The organism is Flavobacterium collinsii (genome assembly GCF_946903285.1).
GTDB lineage: Bacteria > Bacteroidota > Bacteroidia > Flavobacteriales > Flavobacteriaceae > Flavobacterium > Flavobacterium collinsii.
The window spans coordinates 4,426,700-4,445,407 of sequence record NZ_OX336425.1 but is presented as its reverse complement, the minus strand read 5'-3'; the positions used below and the strand labels follow the sequence as shown (position 1 = coordinate 4,445,407).

At 34.0% G+C, this 18,708-nt stretch carries 14 protein-coding genes; 3 read left to right on the top strand and 11 right to left on the bottom strand.

Features of this window, described 5'->3' with window-relative positions; genetic code table 11:
* Positions 1-9: 9 nt before the first annotated feature.
* The 8 genes from OGZ34_RS18095 to OGZ34_RS18060 all read right to left on the bottom strand — a co-directional run bounded on the left by OGZ34_RS18095 (position 10) and on the right by OGZ34_RS18060 (position 8,375).
* The gene (locus tag OGZ34_RS18095) at positions 10-630 is read right to left on the bottom strand and encodes an NADAR family protein (protein WP_263361197.1); all 621 of its coding nucleotides are present in this window, start codon (positions 628-630) and stop codon (positions 10-12) included.
* A gap of 20 nt (positions 631-650) precedes the next feature.
* Complete coding sequence (locus OGZ34_RS18090) at positions 651-1,709, bottom strand: phosphoribosyltransferase-like protein (protein ID WP_263361196.1); 1,059 nt, start codon at positions 1,707-1,709, stop codon at positions 651-653.
* A gap of 89 nt (positions 1,710-1,798) precedes the next feature.
* On the bottom strand, positions 1,799-2,845 hold the full coding sequence (locus tag OGZ34_RS18085; RefSeq protein ID WP_263361195.1) for an HNH endonuclease domain-containing protein: 1,047 nt from the start codon (positions 2,843-2,845) through the stop codon (positions 1,799-1,801).
* A gap of 174 nt (positions 2,846-3,019) precedes the next feature.
* Complete coding sequence (locus OGZ34_RS18080) at positions 3,020-4,915, bottom strand: KAP family NTPase (RefSeq protein ID WP_263361194.1); 1,896 nt, start codon at positions 4,913-4,915, stop codon at positions 3,020-3,022.
* A 79-nt stretch (positions 4,916-4,994) separates the two neighbouring features.
* On the bottom strand, positions 4,995-5,759 hold the full coding sequence (locus OGZ34_RS18075; protein ID WP_263361193.1) for a hypothetical protein: 765 nt from the start codon (positions 5,757-5,759) through the stop codon (positions 4,995-4,997).
* Between the two features lie 55 nt (positions 5,760-5,814).
* The gene (locus tag OGZ34_RS18070) at positions 5,815-6,885 is read right to left on the bottom strand and encodes a phosphoribosyltransferase-like protein (protein WP_263361192.1); all 1,071 of its coding nucleotides are present in this window, start codon (positions 6,883-6,885) and stop codon (positions 5,815-5,817) included.
* Between the two features lie 227 nt (positions 6,886-7,112).
* Positions 7,113-7,922 (bottom strand): hypothetical protein, encoded by an 810-nt coding sequence (locus tag OGZ34_RS18065; RefSeq protein WP_263361191.1) that lies wholly within the window; start codon positions 7,920-7,922, stop codon positions 7,113-7,115.
* A 165-nt stretch (positions 7,923-8,087) separates the two neighbouring features.
* Entirely contained in the window at positions 8,088-8,375 is a 288-nt protein-coding gene (locus tag OGZ34_RS18060) for a hypothetical protein (RefSeq protein WP_263361190.1), read from the bottom strand.
* Positions 8,376-8,899: 524 nt separating this feature from the next.
* On the opposite strand from OGZ34_RS18060, the gene OGZ34_RS18055 reads away from it, so the two are divergent.
* The 3 genes from OGZ34_RS18055 to OGZ34_RS18045 all read left to right on the top strand — a co-directional run bounded on the left by OGZ34_RS18055 (position 8,900) and on the right by OGZ34_RS18045 (position 15,999).
* The gene (locus OGZ34_RS18055) at positions 8,900-11,923 is read left to right on the top strand and encodes a SusC/RagA family TonB-linked outer membrane protein (RefSeq protein WP_263361189.1); all 3,024 of its coding nucleotides are present in this window, start codon (positions 8,900-8,902) and stop codon (positions 11,921-11,923) included.
* A gap of 72 nt (positions 11,924-11,995) precedes the next feature.
* Complete coding sequence (locus tag OGZ34_RS18050) at positions 11,996-13,336, top strand: RagB/SusD family nutrient uptake outer membrane protein (protein ID WP_263363147.1); 1,341 nt, start codon at positions 11,996-11,998, stop codon at positions 13,334-13,336.
* Between the two features lie 2 nt (positions 13,337-13,338).
* Positions 13,339-15,999 (top strand): S9 family peptidase, encoded by a 2,661-nt coding sequence (locus tag OGZ34_RS18045; protein ID WP_263361188.1) that lies wholly within the window; start codon positions 13,339-13,341, stop codon positions 15,997-15,999.
* A gap of 50 nt (positions 16,000-16,049) precedes the next feature.
* Here OGZ34_RS18045 and OGZ34_RS18040 read toward each other — a convergent pair whose 3' ends face one another.
* The 3 genes from OGZ34_RS18040 to OGZ34_RS18030 all read right to left on the bottom strand — a co-directional run bounded on the left by OGZ34_RS18040 (position 16,050) and on the right by OGZ34_RS18030 (position 18,504).
* The gene (locus OGZ34_RS18040; protein ID WP_263361187.1) at positions 16,050-16,310 is read right to left on the bottom strand and encodes a hypothetical protein; all 261 of its coding nucleotides are present in this window, start codon (positions 16,308-16,310) and stop codon (positions 16,050-16,052) included.
* A 90-nt stretch (positions 16,311-16,400) separates the two neighbouring features.
* On the bottom strand, positions 16,401-17,933 hold the full coding sequence (locus OGZ34_RS18035) for a MauE/DoxX family redox-associated membrane protein (RefSeq protein ID WP_263361186.1): 1,533 nt from the start codon (positions 17,931-17,933) through the stop codon (positions 16,401-16,403).
* Positions 17,934-18,210: 277 nt separating this feature from the next.
* Positions 18,211-18,504 carry a hypothetical protein gene (locus OGZ34_RS18030; protein ID WP_263361185.1) on the bottom strand — a complete coding sequence of 98 codons (294 nt, stop codon included), beginning with the start codon at positions 18,502-18,504 and terminating at the stop codon, positions 18,211-18,213.
* Between the last annotated feature and the right edge of the window lie 204 nt (positions 18,505-18,708).

The following is an 18,708-nucleotide window of genomic DNA, read 5'->3' as shown; positions in this document are numbered from 1 at the left end:
CTAAACTTATTAAGCGTAGTCTAAATCAAAAAGCATCTCCTTCTCATATTCAATTTCCGGATTGCAGACCATTTCAATTTCTGAACCATAAAGAAGGAAACCATTAATGTTTAACGCTGGTATGCAATCATTTGAATTATCATGATGAACAAATTCAGATCTTAATTGCATTAACAGTCTTCCTAATGCATTTTTTCCCCTTAAAGTATTAGGTCCTTCAGGTACTACTGCCCAATCTTTATCTTTATTTGATAATTCAACGATTGGAGCATTGCCGGTTTTTTTCAAGAGATTAGAAAACTTCTCATAGTTTTGAGAGAGTTTCACCTTTAATACCCAGTACATGATATCATATTTTACTTCTTCCCAATCCTGTCTGGTATGTCCATGATATTTACGGCTTACCATTTTTGCTGTCATGGGGCTATTTTGGACTATAATTTCCTCCTGGATAGCAGGAAATAAAGGAAATCTGCATGCTTGATATAAGGCTTCAGCTGAAGGTATAATAACATCATTGACCCTTAGAGAATACCCTGGGGCCATATTAGATAATCCTCCAAATTCTTCTTTTGTACTTTTAAAAGCTATAACCTCAGAGCTGTTATATGTTCTTTCAGATATTTTCATACTACAAATTAATGAAAAAATTAATTAGTTCCTCTATTTCTTAAACAAAATAATGGAATCCACTCGTGACCGGGAACATCCCACCAAAATACAACGGGACAAGTATTGGATATATTTCTCCACGCAAAAAATAAAGTTCCTGTTCCCAAAGTTTTATGTGATTTTACTGTGTCCCCAAGAGGTCTTTTTCTTGGGTCGGGATCCGCTTTTTTAATTTTTTGAATTAGCTGTAATCCTTTTTCTAATACTATATTTTCAAAACGAATTCTGTTTTGAGGAGTAGAGAAAAAAACTTCTTTGATTGGTAAATTACTTGGTCTAAACGCAGATATTCCAGTATTTTCAGCTTCAAGTGAGGCTAGATATTCTAAAATTTCTTTAGGCTGTTTTTCTAAGGGATAAATGCAGTTTAAAGCCTGTTTCTCTGCAATCCATTTTGGTTTGAGCTGATTTTCTATTTTGTAGTCAAATCCTACTAATAGAAAATTTTTAATCCTATCGTCAAACTGCTTCATCAGCCTCCACTCAATATTATCAAATCCAAGTTTATGATAACAAAATAAACTTAAAGCGATCGTTTTATTTTTTGTTAAGACGGTTTCCAGATTATCAGCATCTGATAGCCAGTTAGACAAATCTTTATAAACAGTTCCTCCTGTAGCCAGTACATCGTCAAAGTATATATAATGTTTCTTAGGCTGATCTATTAGAAGATCATAATTGATTCCATATTTTTTATCTAGGATGTCGCGTAGAATTGAAAGGATTTCATTTTGACTTTTTTCTGGCTTTTGAGTATCCAAAAAGTGTGTATTATTGATGAATTCCTGCATTGAATTATATTTATAAAACTTCTGAAAGTCTGTGAGACGTTTCTCTAATAATTCAATTGCTCTATTTTTTGAAATATAAACTTGAGGTAAAAAATGCAGTAATTCCGAAAGCATGAATTCTGCATCATCATCAAATTGATTTGCCCATTCGATTATATGCTCGACTGACATTCTATGGTTTGTTTCAGGACTGTCACAATGATAGTCTTTTAGAATCTCAAATATATTTTTGGCAGTTTCGCGCATTTCTGTAAATTTCAATAAAGGATAAAAGTATAATAATGCTTAATTAAGTGCAAGTATGAACATATAAAATATTTATAAAGCATTTTTATTTAATCCTTCATAAATGAAAAACCATTATTACTGGCAATTGTGATCAAAGGCTGGATAGTTTCTTTGTAACGCAAATAATCAAATTCGTACCCCTCATCTAAATTAGGAAAAATGGTAAGATATTCATCTAAATATTTATTCTTGGAATTGTGATTTTTAACTATATCAAACGCGATTTTTTGTAGGTTGTAAAACTTATCGAAATACTTATTTACAGATGGAAGTTTATCTCTTTTCGTAGAATTAAATTTTTTATCAATTGGAATTAAATTCCAAATTAAATCATGCGATACAAATGCATGCGGAACAAAATGATCCAAAGCATATTTTTTTTCGTCAAAAATTAATTTGCTATTAGTAAAAATACATTCAATACTTCCCAGTTCATTAAAAAACAATTTCCAGTACTCATTGGTTTGCTTAACTAAAGAGCTTCTAGCTATTGATTTACTTATTTTGTTTGGGATATCCGGAACATTTAAATTTCTTTTCTGGAGAAATAAAGCCAAATTCCAATAATAAAAGTCTTTTAGTATTTTTGAATTGGATTGCAAATACGAAACCCACATAGGATTTATTTCGATGAAATCTTTTTCCAAACGATAAATACATCCTAGATCAAAATTTTCAGAGCGAGCATAAATTTCGTTACGATTTCCAGAAAACCAGGAAGAAATAAACCAATGAGGCACGTTCTTGTCAAAATGATTTAGTATTCTAATTGTATCAATTTTACCAGTGTTTTCTAGAACTTCGTTTATAATGTTTTTATTTTCATTTATCGTTAGACCTTCAATTTCTAAAATTCTTTTTACTGAATCTTGAATGAGATCCTGTTTGCCAAAAGAAACATGAAAATAATTTACTGTATACCAAGAATTACTTATCATTCGTGAAAACAAATTTCTTTTTAGAATATGGGTGTTTCCTTCGTCAACTAATTCAAGTATTGCTAAAAACCAGTAAAATTTATAAGTGGCTGATGTACTAGAAAATACTGATGACAATTTATCTACTGACAGTAGTTGTGAATTGGGTAAGGTCATGAAAATTTATAAATTTTAATGGAAGAGTAATTTAACTAATCTGTTTGATAGAAGAGCTTACTTTATAAAATTAAAAAAATAGAAAACTTTAGAAAAGTTTGCTTTGATGAATCTCGGAAATTAAAATTTTATAAAAATAATAAGTTTATAATGGCTGTATTATTGTTAGCATTATTATAATCTATCTATTGATTGTTCGATTATCGTTTTCAGTTCTTTCAAGGACTGTTTACGTATTACCATTTTTCCATTCTTTTTAGCATTAATTTCTTTCGATATTTTTAAATTTAAACTAATAAGTGTGGTTTTTTCTTGTCGCTGTTGATCTTCAATTATTACATTAGAATAAGTTCTTTCAGGAAAGTATCTATATTCAAAAAAGTTTTTTAATTTGAATAAAGCATCATTATTAAGATTGAAAATTGTTTCTGCGAACTTTTTAGAATTAAGTTTTGACAACATTGGAGTTCTTTCAATAATATTACCTAAATTATCATCATACTGTCTGATTTTTTGATATAATTCATCAACATTTTCGCTTGTTAAATTACAAAATAGACTTTCAATTGTTTGCTCTGATTTTTCGTTTTTAATCTCTTCTAAAAGTTCTCTAGTATATTTTACAAGAGTTTTAAACTCTTCCGTTTTATCAGATGCATAACCTTTGCGCCATGACCCCCAAGTTAAAACTGAGAAGCCCATGGTGTCTTTAAAATCTGAGAGGTTTGATTCTTTTATTAACTGCTTAGCTCTTTTTACGACTTGCGACTTATTTTTTGAGTTATAAAGCTTTACGTCAATAAGTGAAAATAAGATACCTGATATGTGCAGTATTTCAGTAATATGGAAGTCTTCTGTTGTAAAAAAACTACGATGCACATTATCTAATAATATTAAAAAATCATCATCATCTAATAACTTCCAGTACCACAATTTCTCCCAATCTTTTTCTTCTATTCCCTTAGCAAAGATAATTGAATTATTGATTTCATTAACTAACTCTTCAAAGTCACCATTTTTTATATAATTAACTAGCTTAAACGGAGAAAATAGTTTTGTTGAATGATGCAAGTTAAATGTTGACACTACTTCGTCATATTGATTATAGTTTTTTTCACTTTTATCATCTGAAACATAAGTCTGTTGCTGAAACAATGATATATCTTCATTTCCAGTTTTTATTTCTAGGAAATATATTAAAAAGTAACTCAGATAGTTTCTGAATAGAATTTTATATTTTTCTTCGCCTTTTGTTAGATCTTTGTCGATAAAATTAAATAATCGTTCAAAATCATATATGCCACGTTGCAAAACTCTAAGATTTTCCTTTTTAGAGATATTGAAAATATTTATGATTAAATTTCTTGATTCAAGTAAATGAGGTTTTATATCCTTTGAGACAGAATTTAAGAAAAAATCAATTGCTTGATCTGTATCAGGTTTGATTTCAAAAGTTTGACCAATAATCTTTTCTTTAAATACAGAATATTCGTATTTACTGTCATTATTATGCTTATCATTTATTTTATCTTCATCGGAAATCAATATTACTTTGCATTGTGAATGTTCTACAAAATCATTGATGAAACCGTATAGCTCATCAAGCGGAATTTTACAACGTTCTACATCGTCAAATATTAGAATTCGATTTCCCTTAATTTTATCGTTACTAGATTTGAAAATAGAAATAGGATCAAAATTTATGTTTACACTACCGTCAGCCTTGTTATCATTATCATAATCAAAATCGATTTTTAATGTGGATTTTATAAACCCTTTAAATACATCCGATGCGAATTTTGCACCTTTTGAATAAAGGAAAGGTGATATTTTCGCTTTTAGCAACTCGACGACTTCACTTTTTTTAGCAATTCCATTGAGAGAGATATAAATGGGTTTCAAATTTATTTCACTTTGGGAAATAATTGCTGCGTTGTCCCATTCTTCAATAATACCTCTGATAAAATAAGTTTTACCTGCGCCCCATTTTCCTTTTAGCATTATCGCAAAATTTGGATTTTGAGATTTTACGAAATAATCAAGATATTCCTTTGTTGTTCTATTTGTCATAGTATAGTTTTGCTCAGTAATACTTGTTGCTGATATTTTACAAATTAAGTTATGTTATTAATTTAGGAATCTAAACTTTCTATGAAACATTATTTTTCCATCTTTTATAATGGTGTTGTAATCCGGTTTTATCACCACCAATAAAATATTTACCAGCATTTAATGTATCAATTAGTTTTCTTACATCATTCGAATGTCTAACTTCCCAACTAAGTTCATTTACTAAATATGAACATACTAAATCAGAATTTAGTTCAGGCTCATATTTAAACAAAGTTCTAATATACGTTTTTGCTCTATTGTTATCCATATGATGAGATATTCCAGTTGACGTATTTATAACTTTAGTTAATTCACTAAAGGCTTCTTGAATAATTGAGCTTGGTTTTGGTATATCAGTTTTACTTTCAGCAACTATCTCCTTTTGATCAATATTTAAAATACTTGGGTTTTTAGTTGTAATCCAACTTTGTGTCAATTCTTTTAGCCATGGTATTGCTATGATGTAAGCTACATTTCGATAATCTTCAACCTTAAAAATTTCTTTTGAATTCAAACCACAGGCGATAACTACATCAGTTGAATTGGAATAACTATCAGAATAAGTTTTAATAGTTTCAATTTTTAATAATAAAATATCTTTTCTAATTCCTTTAAATAATTGTTTGATAGTCTTTTCACCGTAAAGTCGATCTAACCAACCTGTATTATTTTTTGTTGCAACTAAAAAGATTATTTTTTTAATATTACTGTCTTGCTTCGCAAGCTTTAAAGCAAATTTGTAAGCGCTATCGTATGCGCCATCGTCATTTCCATGAGTATCAATATAATATCTATTATTCATAATTATATAGTTAGAATGTATTTAAAAAAAGTTCTTTTATATTTTCTTATACATATCAATGTGTTCCTCTATTTTTCACAGGAAACAATGGATACCAACCATTTGCTCCCCACCAAAATACTAATGGACAGGTATTGGAAATATTTCGCCAAGTAAAAAAATGACTTCCTGTTCCCAATGTTTTATATGATGGGGGTGTCATTCCTAATGGACGTAAACTTTGCGCTGTTAAATTGTCGATTGATTCTATTATCTCAAATCCTTTTTTCAAAAGAATTTCTTCGTATCTAATTCTATTTTTTGGGGTAGAAAAGAAATTTTCATTTTTAGGGTAATCTGGATTTCGAAATGCAAATTTAGCATTCCCCATTTCATAATCTCTTTCAAATGAGTTTTCAATAAATTCTAATATTTCGTCTCCTAAATCACTTTTAATTGGAAAAAGATGATTGAAAGCAGGATCAGCATTGTAAGAGTTTATGCGAGGATTATTTTCAACTTTAGCAACTCCATAAAATTTCAAACGGTCATTCAAATTATATCCGAGTTTATTATCTATCGCAAATGGTACATTCCTTAATGCCCAAGAATGGAGAATTACAAATGATGCAATAATTCCTATTCCAGACTCTCTAAAATCATTAATGCCGTATTTTTCAATTTCTTTTACTATATCAGCTCGAAAAGTACCCCCTGAAGCTAAAACATCATCAAAATATATCCAATTTTTAATTTTTTTTGTGCCACATTCTTTAAGGCTAAAATTATATTTTTCCTTAAGGATGCGATCTATAAATTCCAAAAATATCTTTTGACTTTTACCATTTTTTTGACAATCTAAGAACTTAGTTTCATGTAAAAAATCTATAGCACTATTATATCCAAAATCTTTTTTTAATGTTTCAAATTCATTACCTAAAATTCGGAGTGTATGTTCTTTTGTTAGATAACTATTTGGTAAGAGGTGTAGTAATTCAGATAGTATGAATTCTCTGTTATTTTCTTCAAATTGCTCAATCCATCTAATTATATGCACTTTATCTATTTTTGTATTATAAAAAATACTAATATCGTCTTTTCTATAATCTTTTATGATCTCTACAATTTGTTCTATTAATTGTTCCATATTTTTTAAAGCTATGTATTTAAGAGTTGTATTGTATTATGTATCTATTTTAAATGTTGTGATTTAAAAAACATCTTAAACTAATCTGTTCTCAATGAAATCGAAATCATTCTATATTTTTTTAAAAGTGCTAACTTTCCATGGCTTGGTATCAGTAGTGAATAATTTGTTGTTTCCGTTTAAGAAAGATAATGTGGCTACTGTGGGAAAACGTTATTATGCACAAATTATATTATTGTAATTACAAAAGGAAAATTACCATCACCTATTTTTACCGGTGTTTGTTTCCCTTTTGATAAACTTGTCACTTGGTTTTTTGCATGTTCAAATATTTCTGACGTGAAAAAAATGTTATTACGTAAATACTCATGTAGATAAATAGAAATATCTACTAAAACCTGTAAAAAGAAATAATTGTACGCACTTTGATCAATTTCAGTAGCAAATAAATAAACAACACCATCTTTACATTTGTCAATAGCGTCATTAAATTTTTCCAATGCTTCTTCTCTTGTTAGCGGCATCTTAACTATCCCACCTTGTCTATATTTTGGAATTAATCTATTTATACGTTTAATGTGGAGTTCAAAATCTATTATATCTCTGCAAGATTCGATAATATGTAATTGTTTTTTACATTCAAATTGTATTTGTCCGGACTGAATGAACAAATCATTTTGTAGTTGAAATATTTGTAAACCATCTTTGTTAGCTCCATGTCCTACAAGTATAACTACTAAATAATCAAGAGCGTTTAAATGAATTGTATTATTTATGCCGTCAATATCTGGTTCTTCTAAAACGAATATTTCCTTATGAAAATTAAAGGCACCACCTGCATTGCTACAAAAGAAATCAATGTACAACTGAATGATTTTCCTGTCATTAATTAATTCGACAGCGGTTTTACTATATCCTTTGATTATTAATACCGACTTCTTCATAAATTTAGCATTACTTGTTAATTGATGACATAAAAAACGAATCAATAAATCTAATAATTGGATTGGCTTTACATTGTTTAGCTTTCCAAACATACAAAACCGCTTTTGTTATACTTTACGGTTTTCCATAATCTATCTTAATTAATAAGTAGTAAAATAATTCTTTTAAAAATGATATTACTACAGTATAAATACCTGTTTTAATTTCTATTGGACATAAAAAAAGATGCCTTAGGCATCTTTTTTTGTTTTTTATAATTAGAAATATTCCCTTTCACATTCTATAAAGAATTGAGATAATGTCATCTCTTCTTTCCGCAAAATTTTTATTAATGTATTTATAGGGATGTTATATCCTTCATCACTGGCAATTTTTGAAATAGTACTAGTTACAAGATCACATTGATTGCCATAGGATGTAAAACTAATATCTTTTCCTTCCTCATCTTTTTTGTCAATTATCCATTTTTTGGCAATGAAGTTACAGATATGCTTTTTGGAAAGCATATTTTTAGGTCCTAAAGATGTAGATTTATTTGCTGTCAATTTATGTGTATTAATTAACAAAATAAATTCATTTGTTGAAAAAAATCGTTTGCGATAGCAAACGGTAGAATAATTTTGTTATATTTGCTTTCAATCCATTAGGATTGTATTTTTGCGATTCTTCATATAAATAATATTGAAGCATTCGCTTAGAATCTCGGCTCAAAACTTGGCAGTTTAAACCACGAGATGATAAGTAAGATGCTCACGTCTATTGGCGTGGGCTCACTTATTCGTGGAGGTCATGCCAAGTACCAGAGACGTTTAAGATGAGTTCCACGCTTTTTTATGTTCAAAACTCTCTGATTATTCTTAGCGATATTTCTTCTTTTTACTTTAAAGTCTCGCTTTGATTCAAAGTCGAACCTTAAAATTATTAATGCCTATGTCTTTAAAAAAAACTTCTTTATGTCCATTAAGCCGTTTACTTAATGCATAAAAAATGGCCCTCTACATCAGCGACTAAACTATAGCAGAGGACCATAGCTAATCAAATCATCGTTTAACTAACCAATCCCAATATTATGAATATTTTTTCATTTTACAAGGATGGGAAAGCTCTTTATCGCCTATTTTTCATATGGCTATGTTTTTCTTTTTCATCTGTTTATGCCACAAACTCCGTTAGGCATAGTATTTCACTTTCTCAACAGTTTCAGGTCCAGGGGACTATTAGCGACGGATCCAATCCGCTTCCTGGGGTAACCATTGCCATAAAAAACAGGCGCAATTCTGCTACTATTTCCGATTATAGCGGTCAGTACGCTCTTTCTGCTTCGCCATCGGATACATTGATCGTTTCTTTTATAGGTTTTAAGACTGTTCTTGTTCCTGTTCAGGACCGTAAGACAATAAATATTTCGTTAGAGTATGATACAACGACTCTAAAGGAGGTGAAGATCAATGCAGGATACTATTCCATTAAAGAAAGCGAGCGTACAGGAAGTATTGCGCGAATCATTTCAAAAGATATTGAAGCGCAGCCCGTAACCAATGTTCTTGCAGCTATGCAGGGGCGAATGGCCGGTGTTAGTATCATACAGACCACAGGGGTTCCCGGCGGAGGTTTTGATATTAAAATCCGTGGACAAAACAGTATTAGAAGTGATGGGAATAATCCATTGTACATAATAGATGGAGTTCCTTACGCCTCGAATCCTATAGGTTATAATCAGACATCCTCTACATTTCCAACTGTTACAAGTCCATTAAATAGTATAAATCCAGATACAATCGAAAGCATCGAGATACTTAAAGATGCTGATGCGACCTCGATTTATGGTTCAAGAGGAGCCAATGGAGTAGTGCTGATCACTACTAAAAAAGGAAAAGGCGGAAAAACTGTTGTGAGTGTTAAAGCTGCAACCGGCGCCGGTACCGTAAATAAATTTATGAAACTGATGAGTACCCAGCAGTACCTGGCAATGAGAAAACAAGCTTTTATCAATGATGGTCTGACGCAGTATAATCCATGGGACTATGATATAAACGGGACATGGGACCAGAACCGTGAAACGGACTGGCAGAAAGAATTTTTGGGTGGTACTGCCCAGATAACTGATCTGCAGGCTACGCTCTCAGGCGGATCTGATAAAACGCAGTTTTTATTGAGCATTACCTATCACACAGAGTCTACCGTATTCCCCGGCCAGTATATGTACAAGAAAGGAGGGACGCAGTTCAGCATGAGCCACCGTTCAGAAGATAATAGGCTAAAGTTCACTTTTTCAGCAGGATACAATATTCAGGATAATGATCAGCCTGCCTATGATCTGACTGCAAGCTCCAGATATCTGGCGCCAAATGCACCTGCGCTTTATGATGCAGCCGGCAATTTAAATTGGGAAAATGGAACTTGGCAGAATCCGCTGCGTTACAGAGATGCAGAGTTCAGATCCAAAACGAATGACCTTGTTACTAGCGCTGTATTATCTTATGATTTGCTGGATAATTTAGTTTTGAAAAGTAATTTTGGTTTTACCGACTTAAGGCACCAGGAAACCCGAACTTCTCCTTCTACCATCTATAATCCCATTTATCAGTTGACAAGCGCCTTTTCCGGTATTTATTTAAATAATACAGACAGGCAGTCCTGGATAGTGGAGCCCCAGATAAGTTGGGAAAAAGAAATGACTTTTGGTAAAGTCAATATTCTGGCGGGAGGAACTTTCCAGAGCCAGACCACTGGGAGGCTGTATCAATTCGGAAGCGGCTTCACATCAAATGACTTGATATATGATCTTGCGTCTGCATCTACAGTGCGCGTCTTATATAGTGATGACGCCTTGTATAAATATCAGGCTTTTTTCGGAAGGATTAACTATAACTGGCAGGACCGTTATATTGTAAACCTTACAGGAAGGCGGGACGGCTCAAGCCGGTTTGGTCCGGGTAATCAGTTTGCCAATTTCGGAGCCGTGGGAGTGGCATGGATTTTCACCAAAGAAGGATTTTTAAAAGATATTTCATGGCTGAGTTTTGGCAAACTTCGCGCAAGTTACGGGACAACCGGAAATGACCAGATTGGGGATTACCAGTTTCTTGATACTTATACTTCATCGGGATTTAATTATGATTCAAACGTGGGATTGCAGCCATCACGGCTTTATAATCCTGACTTTGGATGGGAAACCAATAAAAAAATTGAAGCTGCTCTGGAAATGGGATTCCTGCAGGATAAAATATTTCTAACAGCCGCGTGGTATCAAAACCGTTCCTCCAACCAGCTGGTTGGTATACCTTTGGCAGGAACTACAGGGTTTCAGTCAATGCAGGCCAATTTAGATGCTGTTGTGCAAAACACAGGATTTGAATTCACTGTAAGGACTCAAAATTTCAATACCCAGAACTTTAAGTGGACGACCAGCCTGAATTTAACTTTTGCCAGAAATAAGCTAATTAGTTTTCCCGGGCTTTCTGCCTCACCCTACAAAGAGCAATATCGTATTGACGAGCCCTTGAATATTGAACTGAATTACAACTATACAGGAATTGACAATCAAAGAGGTGTTTATCTTTTCGAAGACATTAACAAGGACGGTATCATTTCATTTCCCGAAGACAGGCAGAGTGTTGTAGATTTCAACCCGCAATATTTTGGAGGGTTGCAAAATGTACTATCCTACAGAAGATTAAAACTTGATTTTCTTTTTCAGTTTGTTAAACAGGATACCAGAAGTTACTATAATGGTGTCACCGGACAGATGTCTAATCAACCGCAAAGCGTAGCAGTCAGCTGGACAAAGCCCGGAGATATTGCATCTCAGCAGATTTATACCAGTGGTTATAACGGGGATGCAGTTACAGCCAACTATCTATTCAGGCAGAGTACAGGTTCCATAACAGACGGGTCTTTTATACGCTTAAAGAATATAGCCCTTTCATATGACCTGCCTTTAAATATGAAAAGCACGCAGTGCCAGATAATCCTGCAGGGACAAAATCTGCTCACTTTTACAAAATACAAGGATGGGGATCCTGAATTTATTGGTTCGCGATCTCTGCCACCATTGAAAATTATTACTGCTGGAATCCAGCTCACTTTTTAATACTTTGTCATGAAAACACTATCCCTTAAAAATAATTCTATACACTATTTATTGCTGTTTCAGGTAATAACAATGGTGTTGTTGACCTCATGTGATTCTTTTGTAGAAGTTGATCTTCCCAAATCACAACTAACTACAGTTTCAGTTTTTGATAACTATTCCACTGCAAACGCAGCATTATCCGATATTTATTCTAAAATGAGAGAGCAGGGCTTGCTTTCAGGTTCGACATCAGGCGCTTCCAATCTGTTGGGTAATTATGCAGACGAGCTATACTGCCTTGCAAGTCCCGGCGATCCAACACTCCCTTTTTATACCAATGCACTTCTGCCTGCAAATTCCACTATTACAGAATATTGGAATCTTAGTTATAATCAGATTTATGCTGCTAATGCCGTCAAGGAAGGAGTGGAGTTAAGCAACAAACTCACCGTAAAGGAAAAAGAACAGCTAAAAGGAGAAGCCCTGTTTATAAGAGCCATCGTGCATTTTTATTTGGCTAATCTCTACAGGGAAATCCCTTATATTGTATCTACAGACCGAAAGATAAATAATGAAGCTTCGAAAATTCCGGTAAAAGATATCTACAGGAATATAATTGCGGATCTGGAAAATGCAGCAGCCATGCTGGCGCAGGATTATTTAAATGCCGGGCGGGTACGCCCCAACCAATTTGCGGCAAAAGCATTATTGGCAAGGGTATATCTGTACAATGAGTCATGGGCAGAAGCCTCAAATGCCGCATCAGCGGTCCTAAATGCTTCAAATCTTTATACCATCGAGGATAATGCTTCTCTGGTATTCTTAAAAGATTCCAAGGAAACCATATGGCAGTTTCAGCCATCTGTGGCCGGAAAAAATACAGATGAGGCCAGTATTTTTATATTTTCTTCTGGTCCTCCGCCCTTTGTGGCATTAACTAATAATCTGATCGAATCCTTTGATCAAAATGACCTTCGAAAAGCAAACTGGACAAAGGCTCTCAGCGACGGGACTGATACATGGTATCATGCATACAAATACAAGGAGTTTGAAAATACTGCCACTTCAATGGAGTACTCTATAATTTTCCGCCTTGCCGAACAGTACCTTATAAGGGCAGAAGCAAGGGCGCATCAGGGAGATTTAATAGGCGCTAAAGAAGATTTGAACAGAATTAGAAAACGCGCCGGGCTTTTGGATACAGATGCAGTTTCTGCTCAGCAGATTGTTGATGCGGTTTTAAGGGAGAGGAGATGGGAACTGTTTACAGAATTCGGACATCGCTTTTTTGACCTCAAGCGTTCCGGACAGATTGATAATGTCCTTGATCCTGTAAAGACTGGCTGGAATTCAACAGATGTTCTGTTTCCTCTGCCTCAAAACGAACTGAGCATTAATCCTAATATACGTCCGCAGAACAGCGGTTATTAAATATGAAAACTCAAAATATTTTTCCTTATGGAAGCAAGAAACAGAAATCTCTGTGTATGAAGCTGAAACAGACTTTATTTTTATTTTTTATTTTGCCATTAGTAGCCTGTCCCTTATGGGGGCAGGTGGTGCAAAAAAAACAGCTGACAGAATCCGATTATAAGAAATGGGGAGAGCTCATCGTTGGAAATCCCTCCCCGGATGGCCGATGGATCACTTATCTAATGCGTTATGAAAGCGGAAGAGATACACTGTTTGTGCGAAATACTATAAACGGAGAAACCTTTAATCTGCCTGGTGGGGTTTTTCCACGTTTTGCCGGAAATGAGCACCTTATTGTCAACGACAAAAACAGCATCCAGACCTTAGGTTTGAAAACAGGGATACACCAGTCTTATCCATTGGATACGCATATCGAATATTCCGCTGAAACGGACCAGATTATTACACTTTTACGGAAGGAAAAACAACTGCAGTTGCAAAAATTGTCAACTGGTGTAATCAGCTTAGTGAATGATGTAGCAGATTTTTCAATGAGCCCAACCCAAAAAGAGATTATTATTTCGATAAAAGAAAAAGAAAAATATTCTGTGGGAATTCTAAATCTTCGGAATTCGGCAATAGAATGGATCGCTAGGCAAGGAGATGGTGTGTTTTATAATTTCGCATGGGAGGAGAATGGAAAAGCAGTTGCTTTTTACAGTTCATCAGATTCCATAGCTAGTAGTACCGATCTTTGTTTATATAAGCTGGAGACAAAAAAAATACTCAGGCTTAATCAAAAGGAACTTAACAATTTTGCATCTGATAAAATTTTTGATAAAACGGATAGTTATCCCCTGACCATATCGTCCGATTTGGATAAAGTCTTTTTTGGACTTAATTCCACAAATATAGAGGTTGAACAAAAAGCAGGGGACGCGGTGGAAGTTTGGAATACCGCCGATAAATGGATCTATCCCCTGGAACAATCATCTGGGAGATTTTATGAGAAAGCTAATCTGGCGGTTTGGCATCCTTCAAATGGTTGCGTGGTGCAAATTTCTTCTTCGGAATTTCCCAGTGTAATGCTAAATGGCAATAAAACTTTGGCGATAATATCGAACCCTAAACAATACGAACCCCAGTTTGAAATTATAGCTCCTCGGGATTATTATTTGGTGAATCTTGATACCGGTCAAAAAGAAATTATGGTTAAAAAACAAAGCGAATACCATACAGATCTGTTGCCATCACCGTCTGGCAAGTATGTTGCATACTACAAGGACAGCAACTGGTGGATTTATAATGTTAAGATGAAAACCCATCTCAACATTACACAGAATATAAAAGTTCCCTTTTTTGGCAGAGTGCATGGATTAGGAGGGGATGCAGCTTACGGAAATCCGGGATGGACTCTGGATGACAAAGAAATTTTATTATATGACCAATATGATATCTGGGCAATAAAGAACGACGGCACATCAGGCAGAAGACTCACCAAAGGTAGAGAGGAAAAAAATAAATATAGAATAAATACCCGGGGGGATTTTGATCTTCTTTTGCGAAATTTTGATGGCTTTAAAAGCATTGTTGTTGATTTAAATGATAAACTCATTTTTCGCGCGGAATATGATAATGGCCAGACAGGATATTGCAGTTTAGAGAAAACCGGCGGGCTAAAACAGATTTTAAGCCGCAACAGTTTTTTTAACAATATGCATTACATAAAAAAGGCTGGGTTTTATATTTGTCAGGAGCAGAGATTCGATCTTCCTCCGCGTATAGTTTTGAAGAAAGATTCTTCTATGGAAAAAATCATATTTCAGAGTAATGCGCATTACGAGAAGTTCCAAAGGGGCACTTCGGAACTTATTACATATCACAATGCAGCAGGTAAAGAGTTGAAAGGCATTTTGTATTTTCCTTCCAATTTTGATACCAATAAAAAATATGCCATGATTGTCCATATTTATGAAAAGCAGTCGCATAATATTCATAAATATATCAACCCAACCTTGTTTAACGGAAATGGCTTTAATGAATCTGTGATGACAACAAAAGACTACCTGATATTATGTCCGGATATTGAACATGAAACTGGTACAGTTGGAGAAAATACAGTTGACTGTGTTGTTAGTGCAACCAATCATATCATAAGCAAAAATTTCGTAGATCCATCGAGGATAGGGTTAATGGGCGTGTCTTTCGGAGGATATGAGACCAATTTCATAATCACTCAGACAGACCTTTTCGCAGCAGCAGTTTCAGGGGCTTCTATTGCTGATTTGACCAGTTTTTATCTCACTGTCGGTTGGGATCTTAATATTTCTGATATGACCCGCTTTCAAAGTGAACAGTGGCGCTTGGGAAAAAGCCCTTTTGATGATCCGAATTTGTATTCGAGGAACTCTCCGGTGGCTAATGCCGCCTCTATTAATACCCCTATTTTAATATGGGCAGGTAAATCAGACTGGCTCGTAAGCTGGCATCAGAGTGTTGAATTTTATATGGCACTTAGAAGATTGGGGAAACCTGCAACTATGCTGCTCTACCCAGATGAAAAACATACCCTAATGAAAGAAAAAAATCAAAAAGATCTGAGTTTGAGAATTAATCAGTGGTTTGATTACTACCTGAAAAATGACCAGTCAGTGAAGTGGACCAAAGAGGCCGTGAACTAAAAAAAAACAATGCAGTTCTTATACATAACTGCATTGCATTTAATGGTTATTTAATTAACAGGACGATAACGCAACTGTTGACAATTGTTGGCTTTCCCAAAAGCCTGTTGGCCACTTGCTTCACATAGAAATGGACTAGGCGTACTGTCACAACTAACCGGAACATTACAGGGTTTTGTAGCGCTGTTTATGTATCCCGGAGCAGGCGGCTTTGATGCACTCTGCATAGAAGTGGTCAAAAAAGCACCTGAAATTCCCATTACTGCAACAAGAGCAAAGGGCATTGTCGATTTTAAAAATGTGGTTTTCATAATAATATGTATTAAGGTTATTTGATCTACTATTTTCTACAGGTGTTCGATCTTATTTCCTGGCACCGGCCGGTATATTTTGATAAATTATTAAATGGAGATCTGCTTATCGGTTTGCATAGCATTTTTAAGGTTTTCTTTCAGCTCGTACATCAAAACTTTTGTACCAATTAAAACATAAAGATTCCTATCGGTTAAGTACAAGGATTTGAGCTTGTCATCTCCTATTTTAAATATTGGGAAACTCAGAACATAGCTGTTTTTTGAGATGTCATAAACGTCTATTATTGAAGCGTGTTTCCAGAGAGCTGGATCTTCATATTGACCTGGAATTTTCGATTCTATAAACAATAGATTATTATGAAGCGTACTTAGTGAATTAACAGTAAGCGGTGGTGCGGACATCTTACGGATAGTCTCGTTTTTGAGATAGGATACCTTGATTTTTGCCCTTGAAAAAGTATCGATTGTTTTGCTGCGATAAGCTAAATTTCCATTTTTATCTGCCATTATAATTTCATTGCGATAAAAATAAACATACACAGCCTTTTTCATTTTATTGCTGTAATGTAGTATGCCGTCAGTGTCAAAAATTCCATCGATCTGCTTTTTCAGCAGACCTGGCTTATACTGAATTTTCCTTTCATTATTTGCAGTGTAAATGCCGAGAATGTTGGCCGATTTTATCCCATTGTTGTTGCGGAATATAAAAGATGATGTGTCAATGGGTTCCGCCGCCGTAAAATAAGGAAGCCCTTTTAATTTAATGGAAATCTCCCAGTCTTCAGTACTGCCCGCTGATATACTTGGAACACTACCATCCATTAGATAAAAATATTTTTCCCTAACTAAAATCTTGATAGAGCGAAAATGAATTTTAAGATCACTATTTTCTATATAGTGTGTATCCTGAAACTTGAATGAGGTGTCAATCGAGATGATCTGCAATGGTGTGGTGTAATTTCCTAAATAAAGCTTATCTGGACTGCTTCCGGAAAAATAATAAGAATTATAAATTAAATCTTTGGAATAGACAAGCTGCACAGTTCGTTTGATGTATCGCCTGATAAATGGATTTTTGTGCTCCATGATTTCTTCCGAAGAGACAAATAAAGCGATAATAATAACTATACTTAAGGATATGAAAATCGGAATAGCTTTAATTGGTGAGAATTTGTTTTTTACACTAATTTTTTCAGTTTTAGATCTATAATTCAAAACAATTGCAACGACAGCTAATCCAACAAAAAAGAAATTAAAAACTAAATGAACATTCCAGCTCATTTTCTCTAAAATCCCACCACAGGAACAGGGAACGAAAGAGCTGTAATGCAGGACAATATAAATATATGCCGTAAACATAGTCATTAAACACAGGCAGGCATAAAGACCGTAATGGCGCCATTTCGGAATAAAGAGCAGAAAGGCAACTAATAGCTCGATCGTGGGCACCATCCATGATATGTAAGAGGCGTAAGCGCTTAATAATGGAGACTGTCCCAGCTGTACTTGGAAATTCTCAAAATCCAATAATTTGCTTACAGCTACATACACAAAAAGCATCACATACAGGAGGCAGATTATTTCTTTGGCAATAGTGCCTAGGTTGCTGTTTAACTTCATGATTTCTGTAGGTATATTTAAAACAATTGTTTGGAGATTTCTGCAGTAGTTCGAATTTATTTGATTAGGATAAATGTTTAACTTAATAGAACTGAGACAAAATTACAACAGGTTGTAATTGTGATTGTTACCTAAAACAAGCCAGTATTTTTCAAAAACAATTAATTGTGAGTTAAAAACAAAAAAAAGCAGAGCTTTTGATAGAAAAGGGTCAAAAAAAGAAATGCCAATAAGATTTCTCTTTATTGGCATTAAGTCCGGTAAATTTTAAATCAGTTTATTTTCCGGATTGGTTGAGGTTCTGCAGCTTTTCACGAAGTTCTGTCAGACCTGCTTTTTGAAGGCACTCCTCTGCAAGCTGTTTTAAATCCATAAGGTTTTCCTCAGGGATTGCAGAAACCAAAATAGATGATTTTTCATCATCCGGCGCCGTGAGCCCACGCTCAATCACATGGTTTAGGAGCAGTACATTTTTGCGTGAAATTTTCAAATCAATCTTTACCGTCTCATTCATCCCAGGAATACTAAGTATAGTATCAAAAACCCTTGCTACATCATTTGTTGTCATCATAATTTTCACGTTTTTAAATTAATATTTATTAACACAAAAGTATAAATTGACCTTTTAATTATCATGGACATAATATGTACATGATGGGTTGAATAGCTGGAGCTTACTTAACTTCGTATAGTTTTAGAAACAGTCCTTAGATGTTTTCTAAGAATGTGTCTATTGTGATTTGATTTAAGTGATCTGCAGAAATGCAGAAATTCT